Source organism: Streptomyces sp. NBC_00443, from assembly GCF_036014175.1.
In the GTDB taxonomy this organism is placed as follows: Bacteria; Actinomycetota; Actinomycetes; order Streptomycetales; family Streptomycetaceae; genus Streptomyces.
The window spans coordinates 6271655-6292836 of sequence record NZ_CP107917.1 but is presented as its reverse complement, the minus strand read 5'-3'; the positions used below and the strand labels follow the sequence as shown (position 1 = coordinate 6292836).

General features: G+C 72.3%; 17 protein-coding genes and 1 pseudogene. 9 read left to right on the top strand and 9 right to left on the bottom strand.

The window, feature by feature from the left end:
- Positions 1-60: 60 nt before the first annotated feature.
- Both OHO27_RS28470 and OHO27_RS28465 read right to left on the bottom strand, forming a co-directional pair.
- A pseudogene (locus OHO27_RS28470) lies at positions 61-1313 on the bottom strand (deoxyguanosinetriphosphate triphosphohydrolase).
- A 148-nt stretch (positions 1314-1461) separates the two neighbouring features.
- The gene (locus OHO27_RS28465; RefSeq protein ID WP_328427804.1) at positions 1462-2334 is read right to left on the bottom strand and encodes a sirohydrochlorin chelatase; all 873 of its coding nucleotides are present in this window, start codon (positions 2332-2334) and stop codon (positions 1462-1464) included.
- A gap of 235 nt (positions 2335-2569) precedes the next feature.
- Between OHO27_RS28465 and OHO27_RS28460 the strand changes: the two genes are divergently transcribed.
- Together OHO27_RS28460 and OHO27_RS28455 are read left to right on the top strand one after the other, a co-directional pair.
- Positions 2570-3256: a SanA/YdcF family protein gene (locus OHO27_RS28460; RefSeq protein ID WP_328427803.1), complete on the top strand. Its 687-nt coding sequence runs from the start codon at positions 2570-2572 to the stop codon at positions 3254-3256.
- A 241-nt stretch (positions 3257-3497) separates the two neighbouring features.
- Entirely contained in the window at positions 3498-5705 is a 2208-nt protein-coding gene (locus tag OHO27_RS28455) for a molybdopterin oxidoreductase family protein (protein WP_328427802.1), read from the top strand.
- Positions 5706-6179: 474 nt separating this feature from the next.
- Here the strand turns inward: OHO27_RS28455 and OHO27_RS28450 are convergent, their stop codons facing one another.
- On the bottom strand, positions 6180-6614 hold the full coding sequence (locus OHO27_RS28450) for a gamma-glutamylcyclotransferase family protein (protein WP_328427801.1): 435 nt from the start codon (positions 6612-6614) through the stop codon (positions 6180-6182).
- A gap of 286 nt (positions 6615-6900) precedes the next feature.
- Here OHO27_RS28450 and OHO27_RS28445 point away from each other — a divergent pair, with 286 nt between their 5' ends.
- The 3 genes from OHO27_RS28445 to OHO27_RS28435 all read left to right on the top strand — a co-directional run bounded on the left by OHO27_RS28445 (position 6901) and on the right by OHO27_RS28435 (position 10688).
- Complete coding sequence (locus OHO27_RS28445; protein ID WP_328427800.1) at positions 6901-8547, top strand: M4 family metallopeptidase; 1647 nt, start codon at positions 6901-6903, stop codon at positions 8545-8547.
- 794 nt (positions 8548-9341) lie between these two features.
- On the top strand, positions 9342-9860 hold the full coding sequence (locus OHO27_RS28440) for a hypothetical protein (RefSeq protein ID WP_328427799.1): 519 nt from the start codon (positions 9342-9344) through the stop codon (positions 9858-9860).
- An 81-nt stretch (positions 9861-9941) separates the two neighbouring features.
- Entirely contained in the window at positions 9942-10688 is a 747-nt protein-coding gene (locus OHO27_RS28435; protein ID WP_328427798.1) for a class F sortase, read from the top strand.
- Here OHO27_RS28435 and OHO27_RS28430 read toward each other — a convergent pair.
- Positions 10626-11072, bottom strand: coding sequence for a winged helix-turn-helix transcriptional regulator (locus OHO27_RS28430; protein WP_328427797.1), 447 nt, complete (start codon positions 11070-11072; stop codon positions 10626-10628). The two genes, OHO27_RS28435 and OHO27_RS28430, sit on opposite strands and share 63 nt — an antisense overlap.
- 97 nt (positions 11073-11169) lie before the next feature.
- On the opposite strand from OHO27_RS28430, the gene OHO27_RS28425 reads away from it, so the two are divergent.
- The gene (locus tag OHO27_RS28425) at positions 11170-12096 is read left to right on the top strand and encodes an NAD(P)-dependent oxidoreductase (RefSeq protein ID WP_443059621.1); all 927 of its coding nucleotides are present in this window, start codon (positions 11170-11172) and stop codon (positions 12094-12096) included.
- A 21-nt stretch (positions 12097-12117) separates the two neighbouring features.
- Here the strand turns inward: OHO27_RS28425 and OHO27_RS28420 are convergent, their stop codons facing one another.
- Positions 12118-12900: a sulfite exporter TauE/SafE family protein gene (locus OHO27_RS28420; protein ID WP_328427796.1), complete on the bottom strand. Its 783-nt coding sequence runs from the start codon at positions 12898-12900 to the stop codon at positions 12118-12120.
- Between the two features lie 221 nt (positions 12901-13121).
- On the opposite strand from OHO27_RS28420, the gene OHO27_RS28415 reads away from it, so the two are divergent.
- The 3 genes from OHO27_RS28415 to nirD are packed head-to-tail and all read left to right on the top strand — an operon-like array spanning position 13122 to position 17289.
- Positions 13122-14333 (top strand): NAD(P)/FAD-dependent oxidoreductase, encoded by a 1212-nt coding sequence (locus OHO27_RS28415; protein ID WP_328427795.1) that lies wholly within the window; start codon positions 13122-13124, stop codon positions 14331-14333.
- A complete protein-coding gene (nirB, locus tag OHO27_RS28410) occupies positions 14333-16939 on the top strand; it encodes a nitrite reductase large subunit NirB (protein WP_328427794.1) in 2607 nt (868 codons plus the stop codon). Before OHO27_RS28415 ends, nirB begins: the two co-directional genes overlap by 1 nt.
- A complete protein-coding gene (gene nirD, locus OHO27_RS28405) occupies positions 16936-17289 on the top strand; it encodes a nitrite reductase small subunit NirD (protein ID WP_328427793.1) in 354 nt (117 codons plus the stop codon). The genes nirB and nirD overlap by 4 nt, the downstream gene beginning before the upstream one ends.
- 39 nt (positions 17290-17328) lie before the next feature.
- On the opposite strand, the gene OHO27_RS28400 is transcribed toward nirD, so the two are convergent.
- The 4 genes from OHO27_RS28400 to OHO27_RS28385 form a co-directional block, all read right to left on the bottom strand.
- A complete protein-coding gene (locus OHO27_RS28400) occupies positions 17329-18255 on the bottom strand; it encodes an oxidoreductase (protein ID WP_328427792.1) in 927 nt (308 codons plus the stop codon).
- Positions 18256-18293: 38 nt separating this feature from the next.
- Positions 18294-18704 (bottom strand): excalibur calcium-binding domain-containing protein, encoded by a 411-nt coding sequence (locus OHO27_RS28395; RefSeq protein ID WP_328427791.1) that lies wholly within the window; start codon positions 18702-18704, stop codon positions 18294-18296.
- Between the two features lie 85 nt (positions 18705-18789).
- Positions 18790-20520, bottom strand: coding sequence for a SulP family inorganic anion transporter (locus tag OHO27_RS28390; protein WP_328427790.1), 1731 nt, complete (start codon positions 20518-20520; stop codon positions 18790-18792).
- Positions 20521-20561: 41 nt separating this feature from the next.
- Positions 20562-21167 (bottom strand): carbonic anhydrase, encoded by a 606-nt coding sequence (locus tag OHO27_RS28385; protein ID WP_328430585.1) that lies wholly within the window; start codon positions 21165-21167, stop codon positions 20562-20564.
- Between the last annotated feature and the right edge of the window lie 15 nt (positions 21168-21182).

Sequence of the window (21182 nt, the reverse complement as noted above, 5' to 3'; positions counted from 1 at the left end):
CCACAGGTGTCTCACCCGCACCGGTCGGGTGAGCGCACCGCCCCTGTTTCCCGGGTCCCTTCAGGCCCGCTGCGTGAGCCGCGTGTGCAGGGTGCGGGCCGACGCGTCCGTCAGGGAGGCGATCTGGTCGACGATCACGCGCTTGCGGGCGCGGTCGTCCTCGGCTTCGTCGAACAGGGCCCGGAACTGCGGGTCCAGCTCGTCGGGCGCACGGGCGGTGAGTGCCTCGGCCAGTTCCGCGACCACGATGCGCTGGTCGGCACGGAGCCGCTCCTGCTCGGCGCGCTGCATGACGTACCGGTCGGCGACGGCCTTGAGGACCGCGCACTCCAGGCGCGTCTCGTGCGGTACGACGAGTTCGGCGGCGTAGCGGGAGAGCCGGCCGGCGCCGTACGCGGTGCGCGTGGCGCTCTCGGCGGCCAGGCAGAACCGGCCGATGAGCTGGCTGGTGGCGTCCTTCAAGCGGGCCTGGGCGACGGCCGAACCGTCGTAGCCGTGCGGCCACCACGGTTCTTCCTGGAGCCGGTCGAGGGCGGCGGCCAGCTCGGCCGGGTCGGTGTCCTCGGGGACGTACCGCCCGATGGCGACCGCGAAGATCTCCTGCCGCTCCGGCTCGGCGTGCAGGCAGTTGGGGTCGATGTGGCCGGCGTGCAGGCCGTCCTCGACGTCGTGCACCGAGTACGCCACGTCGTCGGACCAGTCCATGACCTGGGCCTCGAAGGTGATGCGGGTGCCGGGGGCGTCCTTGCGGACCCAGTCGAAGACGGGCCGGTCGTCCTCGTAGACACCGAACTTCCCGGACTTCGGGTCGGCCGGGTGGGCGCCGCGCGGCCAGGGGTACTTGGTGGCGGCGTCGAGGGTGGCGCGGGTGAGGTTGAGGCCGACGGAGCCCTCCGGGGTGAACCGCTTGGGCTCGATGCGGGTGAGGAGCCTCAGGGACTGGGCGTTGCCCTCGAAGCCGCCGCAGTCCTCGGCGAACTCGTTCAGTGCCACTTCGCCGTTGTGGCCGAAAGGGGGTGGCCGAGGTCGTGGGAGAGGCAGGCGGCTTCCACGAGGTCGGGGTCGCAGCCGAGGGCTGCGCCGAGTTCCCGGCCGACCTGGGCGCACTCCAGGGAGTGGGTCAGGCGGGTGCGGGGGCTGGGGTCCCAGGCCTGGCTGTGGGTTCCCGGGGTGACGACTTGGGTCTTGCCGGCGAGTCTCCGTAGGGCCGCGGAGTGGAGTACGCGGGCGCGGTCGCGTTGGAAGGCCGTGCGGCCCGGTCGTTTGTCGGGCTCGGCTGCCCAGCGTTCGACTGCCGACTCGTCGTAGTACATGCACCGACAGTACGGGCAGGCAGTGACAAACGGAGGGCTGTGTTGCGCCTACTCGGCTGCCGGGTTCTGTTGCCTTGCGGATGCGGGTTGTGGGGGCTGGTCGCGCAGTTCCCCGCGCCCCTTGAGGGACGTCACCGTCCTGGGCGTTTCAAGCCGACGCCAATTCCGGTGATGTCGTGACCGGAGTCGTCAGCATCTGGTCGTAGCGGTGGAGCAGCAGGCTTGCCATCGCGGCGTGGGTGCCCAGCGGGGCCGCCGCGATCCACGGGGCCGCCGCCGCGCACTCCGTTGCGAAGCGGCCCGGGGCCGTGAAGTAGGAGGCGATCGCGACCCTGGTGCGCCCCCGGGCGGCGAGAGCGCTGATGGCGTCCGGGACGGTCGGGGTCGCCGTCGTCGCGTAGGCCGGGATCACCGGGACGCCCAGGCGGTTGGCCAGGAGGTGGGCCGTGCGGGCCGTGTCGACCTTGGACTCGGGGTCGCGGGAGCCGGCCGCGGCCAGGACGACCGCGCTCGCTCGGCGGGTGGGCTCGTCCATGCGGGTGCGCCAGCCGGCCTCGACGAGGCGGGCGCGGAGTGCCTCGACCAGCAGGGGGTGCGGGCCCAGGGCGGGGGCCACGCGCGCGTGGACGTCGGCTTCGGCGGCCATCTCGGGGATGTCCCGCTTGACGTGGTAGCCGCGGCTGAGGAGGAGGGGGACGAGGATCGCCTCGCGGGTGCCGAGGGCGGCGAGGGTGTCGGGGAGCAGGGGCTCGTTCAGCTCGATGTGGCCGAGGTGAACCGGCAGGCCGGGGCGCAGGGCGCGGACCTTGTCGAGGAGCGCGCGGACGGTGCTCAGGGCGCGCGGGTCGCGGCTGCCGTGGGCCACGACGACCAGCGCGGGCGGTTCGGGGCGCCGTCTGCCGTCGAGCGAGACGAGGCCGAGCTGGCTGGCGAGCTGGCTGCTGATCCGGTTCATGATGTGCGCCGTACTGTCGAGGTGGACCATCGTGGACTCGTCGTGAAGCGGGTTCGACGCCGTCATGAACCGATGGTGGCGGCCGGACGTTGCCTCCCCGTTGCGCGGGAATGACGGGTTTTTACACCGGGTTCACGGTGCGGGGTGCCGGGTGTGTGAGGTGGGGTGACCTGCGGTTTCGCAGGGTGGAGTGAAGCTGGTCACGTCGTCCGTGGTGAACCGCGGGGGCTGACAGGACGTCCCTCAGTGTCGAGGACAGGTCGAGAACAGGCGGTTCGCCGACCGGGGAGGGACCATCCACATGCGCCGACCGAAGCTGCGGAGACCACGTCTGCCGCGCACCCGCGCCGGGCAGCGGCGGCTGGTGCAGGCCGTGATGGCCGGGTGCGTGCTGGGGCTGCTTCCGGCCACCTGGATGTACGTCGTGACCGGCGGCCGGCTGCACACCACGGCCGACGTGCCGCGCACCGACGTCGCCGTCGTCTTCGGCGCCGGCCTGTGGGAGGGCGAGCCGTCCCCCTACCTCGCGCACCGGCTCGACGCGGCGGCCGAGCTGTACCGCGAGGGGCGGATCGAGGCCGTGCTCGTCACCGGCGACAACGGCCGCGAGGACTACGACGAGCCCGACGCCATGCGGACGTATCTGACCCGGCACGGCGTGCCCGGCTCCCGCATCGTCAGCGACTACGCCGGCTTCGACACCTGGGACTCCTGCGTCCGCGCGAAGAAGATCTTCGGCGTCGACGAGGCGGTGCTGATCAGCCAGGGCTTCCACATCCGGCGGGCGGTCGCGCTGTGCCAGGAGGCGGGCGTGACGTCGTACGGCGTCGGGGTCGACGACCGGCACGACGCCACCTGGTACTACGGCGGCACGCGGGAGATCTTCGCGGCCGGAAAGGCGGCCCTGGACGCCGTGTTCGAGCCGGATCCCCGGTTCCTCGGGCGGCGGGAGGCGGGGGTGGCGAACGCGCTGGCGGCGGAGCGGTGAGGCGCCCGGCCGGGGCGGCTCATGCTCTTACGCGCAGGTTTTCAAGGGCGTCCTCTGACCAAGGACCGTCCCTGACCGGGCGGGAGCGGGGTCGATGCCCTGCTCCCGCCCTTCGGCGTGCGGGGCCGTGTCGGCATCCGGCTCGCCTCACGGCGCCCCGACGCCTGCGAAGAGGTCACCGTCCCGGGCGCGTAACAGGGAGCCGTGCCGCACGTAACACGCCCGAAGCACGCTGAACGACATGCCGAACTCCGCGACGCCCACGCACTGCCCGTACTGCGCCCTGCAGTGCGGGATGAACCTCACGCCCCTGGAGGGCGGAGGTGTCGCGGTGGTCGAGCGGCCGGACTTCCCGGTGAACAAGGGGGCACTGTGCGGCAAGGGCCGTACGGCCCCCGCGGTGCTGGAATCGAGCGTCCGCCTGACCTCGCCGCTGGTGCGGTCGGGCGGCACGCTCGTGCCCGCCACCTGGGACGAGGCGCTGGACCGCGTCGCGGAGGGCCTCGCCCGCACGCGTACGGAACATGGCCCGGACGCGTGCGGGGTCTTCGGCGGCGGCGGCCTGACGAACGAGAAGGCGTACAGCCTCGGCAAGTTCGCGAGGATCGTGCTCGGCACCTCGCAGATCGACTACAACGGCCGCTTCTGCATGTCGTCGGCGGCGGCGGCCGGGATCAGGGCGTTCGGCCTGGACCGGGGGCTGCCGTTCCCGCTGGAGGACATCCCGCGGACGGGCTGCGTCATCCTCGTAGGGTCCAACCTCGCGGAGACGATGCCGCCCTCGCTCCGCTTCTTCAACGAGCTGCGCGAGAACGGCGGCACGCTCATCGTCGTCGACCCGCGCCGCACGAAGACCGCCGAGCAGGCCGACCTGCACCTGGCACCCCGCCCCGGCACCGACCTCGCGCTGGCCCTCGGGCTGCTGCACCTGATCGTCGCCGAGGGGCGGGTGGACGAGGAGTACGTCCAGGAGCGCACGGCCGGCTGGGAGGACGCACGGGCCGCGGCGATGGCGCACTGGCCGGAGTACGTGGAGCGGATCACGGGGGTGTCCGTTCCTCAACTCCGGGAAACCGTGAGGCTGTTCTGCGAGCCGGAGCACGCGATGGTGCTCACCGCGCGCGGGCCCGAGCAGCAGTCCAAGGGCACGGACACCGTGGGCGCGTGGATCAACCTGTGCCTGGCGACGGGACGGGCGGGCCGGCCGCTGTCCGGGTACGGCTGTCTCACCGGGCAGGGCAACGGGCAGGGCGGGCGCGAGCACGGTCAGAAGGCGGACCAGTTGCCCGGCTACCGCAAGCTGGACGACCCGGCGGCGCGGCGGCATGTCGCCGAGGTGTGGGGCGTGGACCCGGACAGCCTGCCCGGGCCGGGGCGCAGTGCGTACGAACTGCTGGACGCGCTCGGCACGGACATCAGGTCGCTGCTGCTGATGGGCTCCAACCCGGTGGTGTCGGCGCCGCATGCCGCGCACATCGAGGAACGCATCAAGTCCCTTGATTTCCTCGCGGTGTGCGACGTCGTGCTGTCGGAGACGGCCGCCCTGGCGGACGTCGTCCTTCCGGTCACCCAGTGGGCGGAGGAGACCGGCACGACGACCAACCTGGAGGGGCGGGTGCTGCTGCGCCGGCGCGCGATCAGCCCGCCGGAAGGCGTTCGCAGCGACCTGGAGGTCATGCACGAGCTCGCGGCGCGGCTCGGCGACGGAGAGGGAACGGCCCTGGAGAAGGGCTTCCCGACCGACCCCGAGGAGGTCTTCGAGGAACTGCGGCGGGCCAGTGCGGGCGGGGCGGCGGACTACTCGGGGATCACGTATCGCAGGCTGGCCCAGGAGAACGGGGTGTTCTGGCCGTGCCCCGCGGTGGCCGACACCGACGACGCCCACGACGGGGGCGCCACGGACTGCGAGGACTCCTCGCCGGACCTGGCCGCAGTGCCCGGCGACGACGACCCGGCACGGGACGGCGAGACCGCCGGCGCGGTGCACCCCGGCACGCCCCGCCTCTTCCTCGACCGGTTCGCCACGCCGGACGGACGGGCGCGGTTCGTCCCCGTGTCGTACCGGGCGGTCGCCGAGGAACCCGACGACGAGTACCCGGTCCTCCTCACGACCGGCCGGGTCGTGGCGCAGTACCAGTCCGGCGCCCAGACCCGCCGCGTCGACGAACTGAACGCCGCCGCGCCGGGCCCGTTCGTGGAGCTGCACCCCCGGCTGGCGGCGCGGCTCGGGGCGGCCGAGGGCGACCCGGTGGCCGTGGTGTCGCGCCGGGGCCGTGCGGTGGCCCCCGCCCGCATCACGACCGGCATCCGCCCGGACACCGTCTTCATGCCCTTCCACTGGCCGGGCGAGGGCCGCGCCAACACCCTGACCAACCCGGCACTCGACCCGACGTCACGCATGCCGGAGTTCAAGGCGTGCGCGGTGCGGGTGGAGACGGTGAAGTCTTAGGCGGGGCGGGGGTTGTCGGGCACGCCGCCGAGCTACGGGGCGGCTGCGGCTGCGGCTGCTCGACTCGGTTGGGTGGGCGGGGGGCTGTTGGGGCGGGGCGGCCGCTTGGCTCGGTTGGACGGGCGCTCGGCTCGGTTGGACCGGCGCTCGACTCGGTCGGACCGGCGCTCGGCTCGGTTGGACCGGCGCTCGGATTACCCGGGCGGACACTCGCCTCAGCCGCGCTCGGCTCCGCCAGGCGGCCACTTGACTCGGCAGCCGGACACTGACCACAGCAGCACTGACGCTGGACACAGCCGCGCGGGCACCCGGCTCAGCGCCGACGTTCAACACGGCCGCGCGGACACTCGGCTGAGCAGCGCCGACGCTCAACACAGCCAGGCGGCCGTCACCCAGCCGTGCCGGCACCCGGCTCAGCAGCGCCGCCGCACAACACAACCACGCGGCCGTCACCCAGCCGTGCCGGCACCCGGCTCAGCCCGGCGGCCGCCTCGTCCAATCGCCGCTCTCGATGAGCCTGCCGCGGGTACGCAGGCGGGCCGCGACCGGGGGTGCCGCGACATACACCCACGCCAGTACGGCCGTTCCGTCGGTGTCGCGGAGCACCTCGCGGGGGACGCGTTCGTAGAGGCTGCGCGGGTCGTTCGGGGCGTACTCCTCCAGGTGGTCCAGAGCGGCTAGGAGCGCGGGGTACTCCTCGGGGCGAGCCGTGACGAGATCGCCGTACACCGTGCCGCGCCCGCCCAGGGCCTCGACGGCGTACGGGTAGCCGGGGCCGTCGTACAGCACCGCCCCGGCCAGTCGTGCCGGTTCCTCGGTGAGGGTGCGGCCGCGCAGGAAGGCGTCGTGGTTGGGCTCGCCGGGGCGGAGGGTGCCGTAGACGAAGAAGGGCAGGGGCGGCGGGGTCACTTGGGGCCGTCTCCTCGGCGCGGGCGCCGGCGCGGCGCAGGGCTGGGGCAGGGCGGGTGGCCGGGGGCTGGGGGCGGCCGAGGCGCAGCGTACCGACCGGGGGCGCGCGGTCGGGGTACCGGCCTCGGGGGCGCGGTGGGCACGGGCGCGCACACCAGGATCACCGCCTTCGCAGAAACGGTCCTCTCCCCTCACACACCTGCACGTACTCACCCTGTCCACGGCATGCGCACGGCCCCTTGAATCTTGGTCATCCTCTGTGCTCCCGCCCGCTCGAAGGAGACCGATGAGCCGAATACGGCCGCACCTCCGTGGTTCCCGACTCGCCACGGCCGGCATCGTCGCCGCCACCGCCACCCTGCTGGCCACCACGCTCTCCCCCAACGCCGACGCGGACGACAGTCCGACCAGGGCCACCGCGCTGAAGAACGCGGCGTCGGCCCTGAAGGAACACGCGGGGAGCCTGGGGCTGACGGCCGCGCAGGACACCACCGTGCGGGACGTGATCGTGGACACGGACGGCACCCAGCACATCCGCTACGACCGCTCCTACCGCCAACTCCCCGTTCTGGGCGGCGACTTCGTCGTCCACCTGGCAAAGGACGGTACGTACCGCAGCGCCTCCCGCGCGACGAAGGACGCGCTCTCCCTCACGAGCGTGACGCCCAAGGTCTCGGCACCGAAGGCGGCCGACCTCGCGGCGACCGTGCTGCGTGCGGCCAACGTCGGCGAGACGCTGAAGCGGCTCACGTCCAAGCCCGAGCTGGTGGTCGACGCCCTGCACGGCGCCCCGAAGCTGGCCTGGCGCACCGACGCCGCCGCCCAGGACTCCGCCGGCAACCCGGTCGCCCACACGGTACTGACGGACGCCCGCACCGGGGCGCGGATCGACGCGTGGGACAGCATCGAGAAGGCGTCGGGCGAGGGGAAGTCGCTGTACGCGGGCACGGTGCCGCTGGAGACGACGGCGTCGGGGTCGGCGTACCAGTTGAAGGACGCCACGCGCGGAGGCACGTACACCGGGGACGCGGCGAACAAGACCGACCTGTGCATCCTGACCATCTGCCTCAACCGCGCCCCGTCGACGGTCTTCACGGACGCCGACAACCGCTGGGGCACCGGTGCGGCGAGCGATCGTGCGACGGCAGCGGTGGACGCCCAGCACGGCACGGACATGACGTGGGACTACTACAAGGACGTCCACGGCCGTAAGGGCATCGCGGGAGACGGCAAGGGCTCGTTCAACCGCGTGCACTACGGGAACGACTACAACAACGCCTTCTGGGACGACAGTTGCTTCTGCATGACCTACGGCGACGGTGACGGCACCCAGCTCGGGCCGCTGGTGTCGCTGGACGTGGCCGGCCACGAGATGACGCACGGCGTGACGTCGAAGACGGCCGCGCTGACGTACTCGGGCGAGTCCGGTGGCCTGAACGAGGCGACGTCGGACATCTTCGGGTCGCTCGTGGAGTTCCACGCGGGCAACTCCGCGGACCCGGGCGACTACCTGATCGGCGAGAAGGTCGTCAGGTCGGGCCTCGGCCGGAACGCCCTTCGGTACATGGACAAGCCGTCGAAGGACGGCGTCTCGGTGGACTGCTGGAGCACGGGGACGGCGGAACTCGACGTCCACTACTCGTCGGGCATCGGCAACCACTTCGCGTATCTGCTGGCGGAGGGCAGCGGGGCGAGGACGGTGAACGGCGTCAGCTACAACTCGTCCACCTGTGACGGCTCTTCGGTGACGGGGATCGGTCGGGCGAAGCTCGGCAAGATCTGGTACCGGGCGCTGACGGTCTACATGACGTCCTCGACGAACTACGCGGGGGCGCGGTCTGCGACGCTCAGCGCGGCGAAGGACCTCTACGGGACCGGGAGTGCGGAGTCCTCCGCGGTTGGGGCGGCCTGGCGTGCGGTGAACGTGGGCTGAGTTGCCGGGGGGTGACGGCGGTTGTGCGCCGTGGGGTGGGGGTGAGAGTGGGGTGCGTGGCCGGGTGCGGGCTGTCCGTGGCTGATCGCGCCCACGCGGCGGAGCCGCAAGTCGATACAGCCCTACGCCCCTGGGTCGGCTGAGTTCACGGAGGTCGGGCAGCGGGGTCGGACAGGCTCCGCTGCCGTCCTGCCCTCCCCCTCGCCGTAGGGCTCGGGGGGAACCGTCCGGCTGAATCGGCTGCCCGTCGGCCCTCCGGCCCGTCATCCGGCCTCGGTCCCGAAGTGCCATCGGTACCGTTCCGCTGAGCCACCCGTCGGTTCTGCCACGCCTTGCCTCCCCGGGGCCCTCCGGCCCGCCTCGGCCGCCCCTCCCCCGGCCTGCACTCTCCCCCCTCGCCGGACGCGCCGCCTGTCCCCGGCCAGCCCTCGGCCCGGGGCACCCATCCGGCCCCGCTCCCGGAGCCGACCCGCCTGCCGTCCCTCGCCCGCCGGTCGGCCCCGTCACCCCCTCACCCCCCTCGCCCCGGCGCCAAATCACCCGTTCACACCCCCACCCCCCACCCAACGCATTCTCTTCCTCCAACGCACCCCGCACCCGGCAATGACCTGCTGAAACAGTGCCCGCCCCATGCTCTCCCCCTCCCTCACGACACCCGTTCACCCCATTTCCGGCGCCTTCTCGGGAAGCGCTCGTGGCGTGGTGGCCCTTTGCTCGGAAGGGCAGGGCTCGGCCGAGGCGGCGGCACTTGGGGGTGCCGCGGGTCGTGAGTCCGTGCGCTCGGAGGAGCTTCGATGCGACGTACCGCCCGTCTGCTGACCGGGACCGCGCTGGCGGTCGGCGCCGTCGGTCTCGTCGTCGCACCCGCGTACGGCGGCGACGGTGGTGACCTGAAGGTCTCCCCGGCCTCGGTCGTACCGGGCGGGCAGGTCACCGTGGACACGGCCGCCTGCCGGGACGGCGGTGCGGCGGGCGACGCCAGCGCGGTCGGCGCTGGTTCGTTCGCGCTGGCGCCGAACACGGACGAGGAGGACGCGAGCGGGCGGTTCCGGGTGCCGCCGAGTGCGCAGCCGGGGACGTACGAGATCGTCGCGACCTGCGCCGACGGCGGCCGGAAGGTGACGGGCGACCTGGTCGTCACGCTGACGGCCGCGGGCGGGCAGGTGCATCCGAGAGGAAGTGTGAAGACGGGGGTCGGCGGCGCTTTCGGCCGCGATCCCGTGCAGACCGCGGCCGGCGTCACGGCTCTCGCCGTCGCCGCCGCGGGCGGTACCTGGCTCCTGCATCGCCGGGCGAGAGGCGACGGGATCTGACGGACACCCTCCGCTGTCCGTCGCCGGTACCGCACGTCCCCTCCCCCTCCGGGTCCGACGCCCCTCGCGGCCCGGAGGGGGATGAGGGCGAACCGAGGAGAGTCCCGGGAGGCTCACGTGCGCAGTCGCAGTCGTCGCAGTCGTGGTCGCAGGAGCGTCGGCAACGCCGCCATAGCCGGCGTCACCGCTCTCGCCCTGTGCTCCGGTGCCTGGCTTCTGCGCAACGGCACCGAGACGCACGCCCCGCCGCAGCCGTCGGCCGCGCAGGCAGATGCCAGGAAGGGTGCCGACGCGAGGGCCCACGCAGCGGCCCGCGAGACCGCTGCCGCCGACGAGACCCCCCGAGCCGACCGGACCGCGGCCCCCGCACTGCCCCCCTCCCCTGCCGACCACATCCGCATCCCCTCGATCCGCGTCTCCGCTCCCCTCATGGGCCTCGGGCTGACGACGGCGGGCAGCCTCGATGCGCCGCCCGCCGAGCGGAAGAACCTCGCCGGGTGGTACGAGGCCGGCACCACGCCCGGTGAGACCGGCACCGCGATCGTCGCCGGACACGTCGACAACGCCGAAGGGCCCGCCGTCTTCTACCGCCTCGGCGCCCTGAGGAAGGGCAGCACGATCGAGGTGGACCGGCGCGACGGCCGCACGGCGCTGTTCTCGGTGGACGCCGTCGAGGTGTACGACGCGAAGGCCTTCCCCGACGAGAAGGTGTACGGCCCGGCACCGCGCCCCGAGCTGCGGGTGATCACCTGCGGTGGCGGTTACTCACGGACGACCGGGTATCAGGGCAACGTCGTCGTGTTCGCGCATCTCACCGGCAGCCGCTGAATCCGGCGTCGCGGACCCGTGCGCCTCCTCTGCCGGTTCCCCGGCCGGCTCGCCGGCGCCGCCCAGGATGTTCTCCCGGCCCCAGACCCCGAGCGGGCCCAGCGCCACGTTGAGCGAGACCCCGAGCGGCGTCAGCGAGTACTCCACCCGCGGCGGCACCTCGTCGTACGCCTCCCGGTGCACGATCCCGTCGGCCTCCAGCTCCCGCAGCTGGGCCGCGAGCACCTTCTCCGTCACGCCGGGCAGCTCGCGCCGCAGCTCCCCGAAGCGGTACGGCCGCTCATGCAGCGCCCAGAGGATGAGCACCTTCCACTTTCCCCCGACCACGTCCATCGCCGCGTCGATCCCGCAGGCGTACGCCCCCGGCCGCCTTCCGATCCCCATGCTGCCGTCCTCCTGCCTGGACTCATTCCCCGTGGTAACCACCCACTCCAAAGTGCGTACTTGAGCGAGCGATCCCCCTACCACGAGCCTAAACGTCATGACTGACAACGCCCCTGCGCCCAGCACGACCCCGACCCCCACCGCGACCCCCACCCCGGCCCCTCTCACCCTCCTCGGCACCGGTGCCATGGGCACCGCCCTGGCCCGCGCCTGGCTCGCCGCAGGGCACCCGCTCACCGTCTGGAACCGCACGCCCGCCCGGGCCGAACCCCTGGCCGCCGAGGGCGCGACCGTCGCCGCGAGCGCCGCCGACGCGGTGGCCGCGAACCAACTGGTCGTCGTCTGCCTCCTCGACGACGCCTCGGTCGGCGAGGCCCTCGACGGTGCCGACCTGTCCGGCCGTGACCTGGTGAACCTCACCACCGGCACCGCCGCCCAGGGCCGCTCCCGCGCCGCGTGGGCCGAAGCGCGCGGCGCCCGTTTCCTGGACGCCGGGATCATGGCCGTACCGCCGATGATCGGGGACGCGGCGTCGGGGGCGTACGTCTTCTACAGTGGCTCCCCCGAGCTGTTCGAGGAGCACGGCGAGACCCTCGCCGTGCCGGCCGGCACCCGTTACGTGGGCGCGGACCCCGGCTTCGCCGCGCTGCACGACGTGGCCCTGCTGAGCGCGATGAACGGCATGTTCGCGGGCGTGCTGCACGCCTTCGCGCTGATCCGCCGCGAGGACATCGCCCCGACGGACTTCGCGCCGCTGCTGGTGTCGTGGCTCGGCGCGATGGCGCCCGCCGCGCACCAGGCCGCCGAACAGCTGGCCAGCGGCGACTACGGCAAGGACGTCGTGTCCAACCTCGCCATGCAGGTCGCGGGCAACGCCACCCTGCTGGCCACGGCCGAGGAGCAGGGCGTGAGCGCCGAGTTGCTGACGCCGTACACGACCCTCATGGAGCGGTGGCTCGCCGCGGGACACGGCGACGAGGACACCACTGGCATGGTCGAACTGCTCGACCTGCGGAACAGGTAGACCCCGCCAAGGAGCCTTGGCTCACGCCAACCACTGCTCATACGCCAGCTTCGTCACCAGCGCGAACACCACCGTCAGCAGCACCACCCGCACGAATCCGCTGCCCTTCTTCAGTGCCGTACGGGCTCCCAGCGTGCCGCCCGCCAGGTTGAACACGGCCATCACCGCGGCCAGCTGCCACAGGACCGCGCCCTGCCAGGCGAAGGTGGCGAGCGCACCGGCGTTGGTGCAGCAGTTGACGATCTTCGCGGTGGCGGAGGCGGTGACCAGGTCGAGGTGGAGCATGGCGGTGAGGGAGAGGACCAGGAACGTACCGGTGCCGGGGCCGACCAGTCCGTCGTAGAAGCCGATGCCCAGGCCGGCAAGGCCGATCGCGGCGAGGGTCCGGCGGCGGGAGGCCGGGCCCGTCGCCGGTGCCGTGCCGAACGCCGGGCGCAGGATCACGAAGGCGGCCACGGCGAGCAGCACCACCATGATCACGGGCTTCAGCACCTCGGTGCTCATGCCGGCCGCGAAGAAGGCGCCGCCGGAGGAGCCCGCGAGCGCCGCGAGACCGATCCGTACCGCGAGCCGTACGTCCACGGGTGCCTTGCGGGCGTAGGTCACGGCGGCGCCCGAGGTGCCGACGATCGCGACCGCCTTGTTGGTGCCGAGCGCGTACGCGGCCGGGGTGCTCGCCGGGAGGCCGAGCAGCAGCGCCGGGAGCAGCAGGAGGCCCCCGCCGCCGACCACGGCGTCGATCCAGCCGGCCGCGAGGGCCGCGAGGCACAGGACGACGACCATGGTCAGCGATATGTCGGGCATGATCGCGACCCTAGGCAGACGATGCGTGTGCCGTCCATGTACATGAGGAGCTTCTGAGGTTCGGGCAACGGCACCGGACCGCACCGGGCCGACCTCACAGCCCGCCCTCTTCGCGACCTCCGAACCCTCACACCGCCTCCGCGCCCCCGCTGAGGGCAGCGTTCCTCGTGGGAAACAGTCGTGATGCGGTCGGGAAACACCCGCACCGCACGCTCGACGCCATGACCTCGAATACGCGTGTGGTGGTGATCGGCGCCGGCCTCGCGGGCGTACGACTCGCCCGGCGGCTCGGCGAGCTGGGCACGCCCGTGACGCTCGTCGGCGACGAGGAGCACCGCCCGTACAACCGGGTGCTGCTCGCCGAGGTGCTGGCCGGACGGTACAGCCCCGACGTGATCGCTCTCCCGGCGCCGGCGGAGCTCACGCGCGGCCGGGTCACCGGCATCGACCGCGAGGTGCGAGCCGTACACCTCGCGGACGGGTCGGAGATCGCATACGACACGCTGGTTCTGGCCACTGGTTCGAACCCGGTGCTGCCGCCCCTGCGCGGTCTGTTCACGCCGGACCACGTGCTGCCCGAGGGTGTGCACGCGTTCCGGACCATGGACGACTGCCTGGGCCTGTCCAAGGCTGTACGTCCCGGTGTCCGGGCGGTCGTGATCGGCGGCGGGCTCCTCGGGGTCTCCGCCGCTCGTGCCCTGGCGCTGCGCGGCGCGCAGGTCGTGCTCGCCCAGCAGTCCGAGCGGCTGATGGAGCGGCAGCTCGACCCGGCCGCCTCGAAGCTGGTCCGGCGCCATCTCGTCGACCTCGGCGTGGAGGTGCACACACACCTGCGCGTGCGTGACGTGCGCTGCGTCGGCGGTGCGGTCCGCTCGGTGGAGATGGCCGACGGATACGCCCTCGACGCCGACCTCGTGGTCCTGGCCTGCGGGGTGCACCCGCGCGCGGGGCTCGCGCAGCTCGCGGGACTGGACGTCCGCAAGGGGATCGTCGTCGACGACGAGCTCCGTACGTCCGACCCGCACATCCGGGCCGTCGGCGACTGCGCGCAGCACGACGGCACCGTGTACGGGCTGGCCGCACCCGCGCTCGAACAGGCCGACGTCCTGGCCGAGTTGCTGGCGGGGCACGGCACCGCCCGTTACACCGGCACCCGGGCGCTGACCCGGCTGACGCTTGCCGGTGAGGGCTTCTTCGACCTCGCCGCGTTCGGCGAGACGGAGGCCCGGCCCGGCGACGACGTCGTCCAGCTGACCGACGCCACCCGCGGCACCTACCGAAAGGTCGTCGTCCGCGACGACCGCCTGGTCGGCGGGGTCCTCGTCGGCGAACTCGGCACCGTCGGCGCGCTCGCCCGCGCCTGGGAGGGAGCAGAGCCGCTCCCCGACGACGCCCCGCTGCTCCACCTGCTCACCAACGATGGAGGCTCCTGATGACCGCCACCCCGGAGGCCACGGAGGCCACCCCCACGATCGTGCTCGTCGGCCACGGCATGGTCGGCCAGCGCTTCCTGGAGGCGCTCGCCGAGCGCGGCCTGACCGCCACACACCGCGTGGTCGTGCTGTGCGAGGAGCCGCGTCCGGCGTACGACCGCGTGGCGCTCACTTCCTACTTCTCCGGCAAGACGCCTGAGGACCTCTCCATGACCGACATGGAGTTCATCAAGGACCACGGCATCGAGCTGTACGTCGGTGACCCGGCGGTCTCCGTCGACCGCGAGGCCCGGCAGGTCACTGCCGAGTCCGGCCAGATGTTCGGGTACGACGCCCTCGTCCTCGCCACCGGCTCGTACCCGTTCGTGCCCCCGGTCCCGAACAAGGACGCCGCCGGCTGCTTCGTCTACCGCACGATCGAGGACCTGCTCGCGATCGAGGAGTACGCGAAGACGAAGGCCACGAGCGGTGCCGTGGTCGGCGGCGGTCTGCTGGGTCTGGAGGCCGCGGGTGCGCTCAAGGGACTCGGTGTCGAGGCGCACATCGTGGAGTTCGCGCCGCGGCTGATGCCGGTGCAGGTCGACGACGGCGGCGGCGCGGCGCTGCTGCGCACCATCGAGAACATGGGCCTGACCGTCCACACCGGCGTCGGCACGCAGGAGATCGTGGTCGGCTCGGACGGCGCCGTCACCGGCATGAAGCTGTCCGACGGCTCCGAACTCGCCACCGACATGGTGGTGTTCAGCGCCGGTGTCCGCCCCCGCGACCAGCTGGCCCGCGACTGCGGCCTCACCGTCGGCGAGCGCGGCGGCATCACGATCGACGAACAGTGCCGTACGGTCGCCGACCCGCACGTGTTCGCGATCGGCGAGTGCGCGCTGGCGTCGGACGGCCGGGTGTACGGCCTGGTGGCCCCCGGTTACGAGCAGGCGGAGACGGCGGCGGCGACGATCGCGTCCGACGAAGCCGCGTTCGTCGGCGCCGACTTGTCGACAAAGCTGAAGCTGCTCGGCGTGGATGTCGCCTCCTTCGGTGACGCGCACGGCACCACTGACGACTGCCTGGACGTCGTGTACTCCGACTCCCGCGCCGGTCTGTACAAGAAGCTGGTCATCGGCCGCGACGGCACGCTGCTGGGCGGCATCCTTGTCGGTGACGCGGACGCGTACGGCACGCTGAAGGCGTTCACCGGCTCGGTGCCGCCGGTCTCGCCCGAGTCCCTGGTGCTGCCGGCCAGTGCCGGGGCCCCCGCCCAGCTCGGCCCGTCCGCGCTGCCGGACGACGCGATCATCTGCTCCTGCAACAACGTCCGCAAGGGCGCCATCCGCGAGGCGGTCACCGACCACCAGTGCACCACCGTGCCCGAGGTGAAGAAGTGCACCAAGGCCGGTACGACCTGCGGCAGTTGCGTCAAGGTCCTCGGCCAGCTGGTCACCGCGGAGCTGGAGGCGTCCGGCGTCGAGGTCGACAAGGGCCTGTGCGGCTGCTTCTCGCAGACCCGCGAGGAGCTGTACGAGATCGTCCTCGCCCTGCGTATCAACACCTACCAGGACCTGCTGGACCGCTACGGCCGTGACGGCGCCCGGGGCGGCGACGGCTGCGAGATCTGCAAGCCGGCGGTGGGGTCGGTCATCGCGTCGCTGGCACCCACGATCGGCGCGAGCGGCTATGTCCTGGACGGCGAGCAGGCGGCGCTGCAGGACAGCAACGACCACTTCCTCGCCAACATCCAGAAGAACGGTTCGTACTCGGTCGTACCGCGTATCGCCGGTGGTGAGATCACCCCGGAGGGGCTGATCGTGATCGGCGAGATCGCCCGCGACTTCGGTCTCTACACGAAGATCACCGGCGGTCAGCGCATCGACATGTTCGGCGCGAGGGTCGAGCAACTCCCCCTCATCTGGGCCAGGTTGGTGGACGCGGGCTTCGAGTCCGGTCACGCCTACGGCAAGTCGCTGCGCACGGTGAAGTCGTGCGTCGGGCAGACCTGGTGCCGCTACGGCGTCCAGGACTCCGTCCGCATGGCGATCGACCTGGAGCTGCGCTACCGGGGCCTGCGCTCGCCGCACAAGCTGAAGTCGGCGGTGTCGGGCTGCCAGCGGGAGTGCGCGGAGGCCCAGTCGAAGGACTTCGGCGTGATCGCCACCGCCAACGGCTGGAACCTCTACGTCGGCGGCAACGGCGGCGCGACCCCGCGCCACGCCGACCTGCTGGCCCAGGACCTGTCGGACGCCGAGCTGATCCGCCTGATCGACCGGTTCCTGATGTTCTACATCCGCACGGCGGACCGCCTGGAGCGCACGAGCGTGTGGCTGGAGCGGATCCCCGGCGGCCTGGACCATGTGCGTGACGTGGTCGTCGAGGACTCCCTCGGCATCTGCGAGGAGCTGGAGTCCCTGATGGCGGCCCATGTCGCCAACTACCGCGACGAGTGGTCGGAGACCATCAACGACCCCGAAAAGCTGGCCCGGTTCGTGTCCTTCGTGAACGCCCCCGACACCCCCGACCCGGTCGTCGGCTTCGTCCCCGAGCGCGACCAGATCAAGCCCGACCTGCCGCTGCTGACCATCGGCCACCGCCCCCTGGAAGGAAGCGCCCAGCGATGACCCTGGCACCCGAGACGACCGACCTGAAGGTCCAAGTACGCCTGGGAACGGATTGGTTGACGGTCTGCGACCTCATCCACCTGCTCCCCGGCCGCGGCGTGGCGGCCCTGCTGCCGGACGGCGGCCAGGTGGCCCTGTTCCGCGACCGCGCCGGCCGGCTGTACGCCATCGACAACCGTGACCCGTTCGGCGGCGCCGCGGTCCTCTCCCGGGGCCTGACCGGCACCCACCAGGGCCGGCCGTTCGTCGCCTCTCCCCTGCTGAAGCAGCGCTTCGACCTGGAGACCGGTGAGTGCCTGGACGACGAGGGGGTGCGGGTGACCGCGTACGAGGTGCGGGCTGCCGGGTAGCGGGGCTCGTGGGGTGCCCTCGTGAAGGGGGCCTCGTGCTCACACCTTCAGGTCGTCGTACACCACCCCGGTCAGCCGCTCCGAAGCCTCCCAGAGCAGCTCGCCCGCCCGGTCGTTGCGGGTCCAGGGCGCACGCCGGGACGGGACGGGTGAGCCGCGCCAGCCGGCGATGGAGGGGCCGGTGAAGGAGTCGGGGCGGACGTCAGGGGCGGTCGCGGCGTACAGAGTGGGCAGGGCGCCGGCCTCGGCGGACTGGGCGAAGACGCGGTTGCCGAGGCGCGCGAACCACTCGCTCGCCCGGCTCCCCGCCATCCGCGGCCCCGCGGTCTGCAGATTGGTGTCCGCGTACCCGGGATGAGCGGCGGCCACCACCACCCCCGCCCCCTGCCCCTCCAGCCTGCGGGCCAGCTCGTGCGTGAACAGCAGGTTGGCGGTCTTGGACCGGCCGTAGGCGATCCAACGCCGGTACCGGCGCTCGCTGTTGAGGTCGTCGATGTCGATGTTGGACATCGCGTGCAGCGGACTGGAGACGGTCACCACCCGCGCGCCGGGCACACCCAGCAGCGCGGGCAGCAACAGCCCGGTGAGCGCGAAGTGCCCCAGGTGGTTGACCCCGAACTGCGTCTCGAAGCCGTCCGCCGTGGTGCCGTACGGCAACGCCATCACACCGGCGTTGTTCACGAGCAGGTCGAGACGGTCGTAGGGCAGGGACGCGGCGAACTCCCGCACGGAGCCGAGGTCCCCGAGGTCCAGCCGCCTCAACTCGACCTGCGCGTCCGGCACTTCGGAGACCATCCGCGCCTCGGCAGCCGCCCCCCGCACCTCGCTCCGGCACGCGAGCACCACCCGGGCACCCTTGCGGGTCAGCTCCCGCGCCGTGACGTACCCGAGCCCGCTGTTGGCACCGGTGACGACGGCGACGCGTCCGCTCTGGTCGGGGATGTGCTGTGCGTTCCAGCCGGGCATGAGGAGCTCCTTCCGGATGTGGACGACTTCGTCCCAGCCTACGAGCGGGCGTCCGTCCGGCGCAGCCTGCGCACCGCCACCAGCACCCCACCGCCGGCGAGCAGAGCGGCCGCACCGCCCGCCGCCAGGTACGGGGTGCTGTCGTCGCCGCCGGTCGCGGCGAGGTCGGTGCCGTTCTCCGCTTCCGATTCCGCCCCCGCCTCGCCGGGCTTGTCGTCGGCCGGGACGAAGCCGGCGGGCGGGTTGTCGCAGCCGAGGCCGTCGCCGTCCCGGTCGAGGTGGGAGCCGTAGTGCTCGTCGCCCTTCGGGATGTCGGAGTGCCCGTTGGCGTAGGCCTCGGTGCAGTTCTTGAACGGGTGGTCACCGTCATGGGCAGCGGCGGTGGCCGGCAGTGCGGCCAGCGCCAGCGCGGCGACGACGATGGCGCCGGGCTTGCGGAGCAGGTTCACGGGAGGGTCCTTCCCTGGTCGTGCGTGAGGTGACGAACGTAGCCAGGGGCCGCAGTTGCGGAGGAGATATGAAGGACCCGTGATGCTAACGTGACGTGACCGGAAAGTAGCTCTCCGCATGGTCTGCGTGGCCGTCGGACGGCGGCCGGGTGTCCAGGTAGAACCACTCGGCGTCCGGGCCGGGGGCCGACGATGCAGGCGGTGTGGGAGCCGGTGTCGCGACGACGGGTGTCTCTGTCCTCGCCGGTCCCGGCATCAGCAGCTCCACCCGCATCCCCAGTCCCCGCTGCTGCGCCGTGAACTCCTCCACCTGGCTGCGGCAGGCGTGGTCCAGATGGGTCACGCCGGTCAGGTCCAGGCGGATGCGCGGCTTGCCCGAAGCCGCCGCGTTCTCCAGTGCCTCGATGACCTGCGGCAGCCGTAGGAAGGTGGCGTTGCCGGCCATGACGACCTTCGCGGTGTCGTCCTCGACGTGTTGCCGGATCACCGTCCGGGACATGCGCAGGGCGGCCAGTACGATCCCGGCGGCGAGGCCGATCAGGACGCCCTCCAGCAGCGCGGTCGCCACGATGACCAGCGTCGTGGTCGTCATCACCACGAACTCCCCCCGGTCCTGCCGCCACATCTTCGGGAACTCGTCCGGCGCGAACAGCTTCCAGCCGCTGTGCACGAGGACGCCCGCCAGCACCGAGATCGGGATCAGGGCCAGGACCTGCGGCAGCAGCAGCGCGAACGCCAGCAGCCACAGACCGTGCAGGGTGCGGGAGATGCGGGTCTTGGCGCCGGCCTGGACGTTCGCCGAGCTGCGGGCGACGACTGCGGTGATCGGGAGGGCGCCGAGGATGCCCGCGACGGTGTTGCCTGCGCCCTGGGCGATGAGTTCGGTGTTGTAGCGGGTGCGCGGGCCGCTGTGCATACGGTCCACGGCGGCCGCGGTGAACAGGCTCTCCGCCGAGGCGATGACCGTGAAGGTGAGGATGGCCGTGATGACCGCGGGCTCCGCGAGGCCCGCGAACTGCTCGGCTCCCGGCACCTGCACCGACGCCACCAGATTGCCGACCTGGAGCGTCTTCACGTCCACGCCGGGCAGCGCGGCGACCGCGATGCCGATGCCGACCGCCACGAGCGCGGCCGGGACCTTCTTCGCCGGGCCCGGCACCTTCTTCCACAGGAAGCTCAGCACGATCGTGGCGACGCCGAGCAGCGTGGCGATCATCGCCTGGGGGCTGGTGAGGATGTCCGCGAACAGGCCCGGGATGCCCGCCATGTTCTCGATCGGCGTGCCGGGGGCCTTGGCGTCGGCCATCGGGTAGGCCTGGCTGAACATCAGCGGCAGTCCGATGCCGGCCAGCATGCCCTGGACCACCGCGAGGGAGATCGCCTGGAACATCCGGCCCAGGCGTACGACGCCGAGGACGATCTGCAGGATGCCCGAGAACAGGACGATCACGCCGAGCATCGCCACGCCGAGCTCCAGCACCGTCTCCGCGACCAGCGCGGCGAGCCCGGCGGCCGGCCCGCTGACCTGGAGCGTGCTGCCCCGCACCGCGCCGACGACCAGGCCGCCGATCACCCCGGAGATGATCCCGAGTTCGGCGGGGACGCCGGAGGCGACGGCGACGCCGATGCAGAGAGGGAGGGCGACGAGGAAGACGACGAGGGAGGCGGTGATCTCGTTGGCGAGGTCGAGCTTCGCACCCCCGGCGGCCCGGGCGGCCCCGTTGCCCCCGTGGCCCTCGTTGCCCGACGGCTTGACGCCACCCCCGGTCGCCCCGTTGCCCGTCGGCGGCTTCGCGGCGCCCCCGATCCGCGGCATGCCCACCTTCGTGCGCGTACGCCCGCGCGCATGCGCCCCGCTCATCCGGCATGCACCCGGAACCGGCCGTCGTCCTCCAGCTCGTGCAGCCGCCCGGTGTCGACCTCGTAGTACCAGCCGTGCAGCCGCAGCCGCCCCCCGTCCAGCCGCTGCCGCACCACCGGGTAAGTCCGCAGTACGGCAAGCTGGTTGACGACATTGCCCTGAGCCACGTCCGGCAGCGACGGGTCGTCCGAGGCGGCGTCGAGGACCGGCGCCAGTTCGGGGCGGGCCAGCTGCAGCCAGGCGTCCACGCCCGGCAGCGCGGTCAGGTCGTCGCCGGACTTCAACGCGCCCATCGCGCCGCAGTGTGAGTGACCGCACACGACGATGTCCTGAACCCCGAGCACCTCCAGTGCGTACTCGATGGTGGCCGCCTCGCCGGAGGCACCAGGGCTGCCGTACGGCGGCACGATATTGCCCGCGTTTCGCAGCTCGAATATCTCTCCGGGCCGTGCTCCGGTAATCAGGGCCGGTATGACCCGTGAGTCCGAGCAGGCAATGAAGAGTGCCTCGGGATATTGCCCCTCGGCCAGTTTCCGGTATTCACGGTTCTCGAAATCGACCCGTCGCTTGAACGAGCGGGCACGGTCCAGCAGCGCCTTCAACGATGTCTCCTCGGT

Bases quoted from the DNA above. Each gene is read 5' to 3' on its own strand.
- OHO27_RS28465 (WP_328427804.1), bottom strand. From the start codon at position 2,334: ATGACGGCGTCGAACCCGCTTCACGACGAGTCCACGATGGTCCACCTC.
- OHO27_RS28460 (WP_328427803.1), top strand. From the start codon at position 2,570: ATGCGCCGACCGAAGCTGCGGAGACCACGTCTGCCGCGCACCCGCGCC.
- OHO27_RS28455 (WP_328427802.1), top strand. From the start codon at position 3,498: ATGCCGAACTCCGCGACGCCCACGCACTGCCCGTACTGCGCCCTGCAG.
- OHO27_RS28445 (WP_328427800.1), top strand. From the start codon at position 6,901: ATGAGCCGAATACGGCCGCACCTCCGTGGTTCCCGACTCGCCACGGCC.
- OHO27_RS28440 (WP_328427799.1), top strand. From the start codon at position 9,342: ATGCGACGTACCGCCCGTCTGCTGACCGGGACCGCGCTGGCGGTCGGC.
- OHO27_RS28435 (WP_328427798.1), top strand. From the start codon at position 9,942: ATGAGGGCGAACCGAGGAGAGTCCCGGGAGGCTCACGTGCGCAGTCGC.
- OHO27_RS28430 (WP_328427797.1), bottom strand. From the start codon at position 11,072: ATGGGGATCGGAAGGCGGCCGGGGGCGTACGCCTGCGGGATCGACGCG.
- OHO27_RS28425 (WP_443059621.1), top strand. From the start codon at position 11,170: ATGACTGACAACGCCCCTGCGCCCAGCACGACCCCGACCCCCACCGCG.
- OHO27_RS28420 (WP_328427796.1), bottom strand. From the start codon at position 12,900: ATGCCCGACATATCGCTGACCATGGTCGTCGTCCTGTGCCTCGCGGCC.
- OHO27_RS28415 (WP_328427795.1), top strand. From the start codon at position 13,122: ATGACCTCGAATACGCGTGTGGTGGTGATCGGCGCCGGCCTCGCGGGC.
- nirB (WP_328427794.1), top strand. From the start codon at position 14,333: ATGACCGCCACCCCGGAGGCCACGGAGGCCACCCCCACGATCGTGCTC.
- nirD (WP_328427793.1), top strand. From the start codon at position 16,936: ATGACCCTGGCACCCGAGACGACCGACCTGAAGGTCCAAGTACGCCTG.
- OHO27_RS28400 (WP_328427792.1), bottom strand. From the start codon at position 18,255: ATGCCCGGCTGGAACGCACAGCACATCCCCGACCAGAGCGGACGCGTC.
- OHO27_RS28390 (WP_328427790.1), bottom strand. From the start codon at position 20,520: ATGCCGCGGATCGGGGGCGCCGCGAAGCCGCCGACGGGCAACGGGGCG.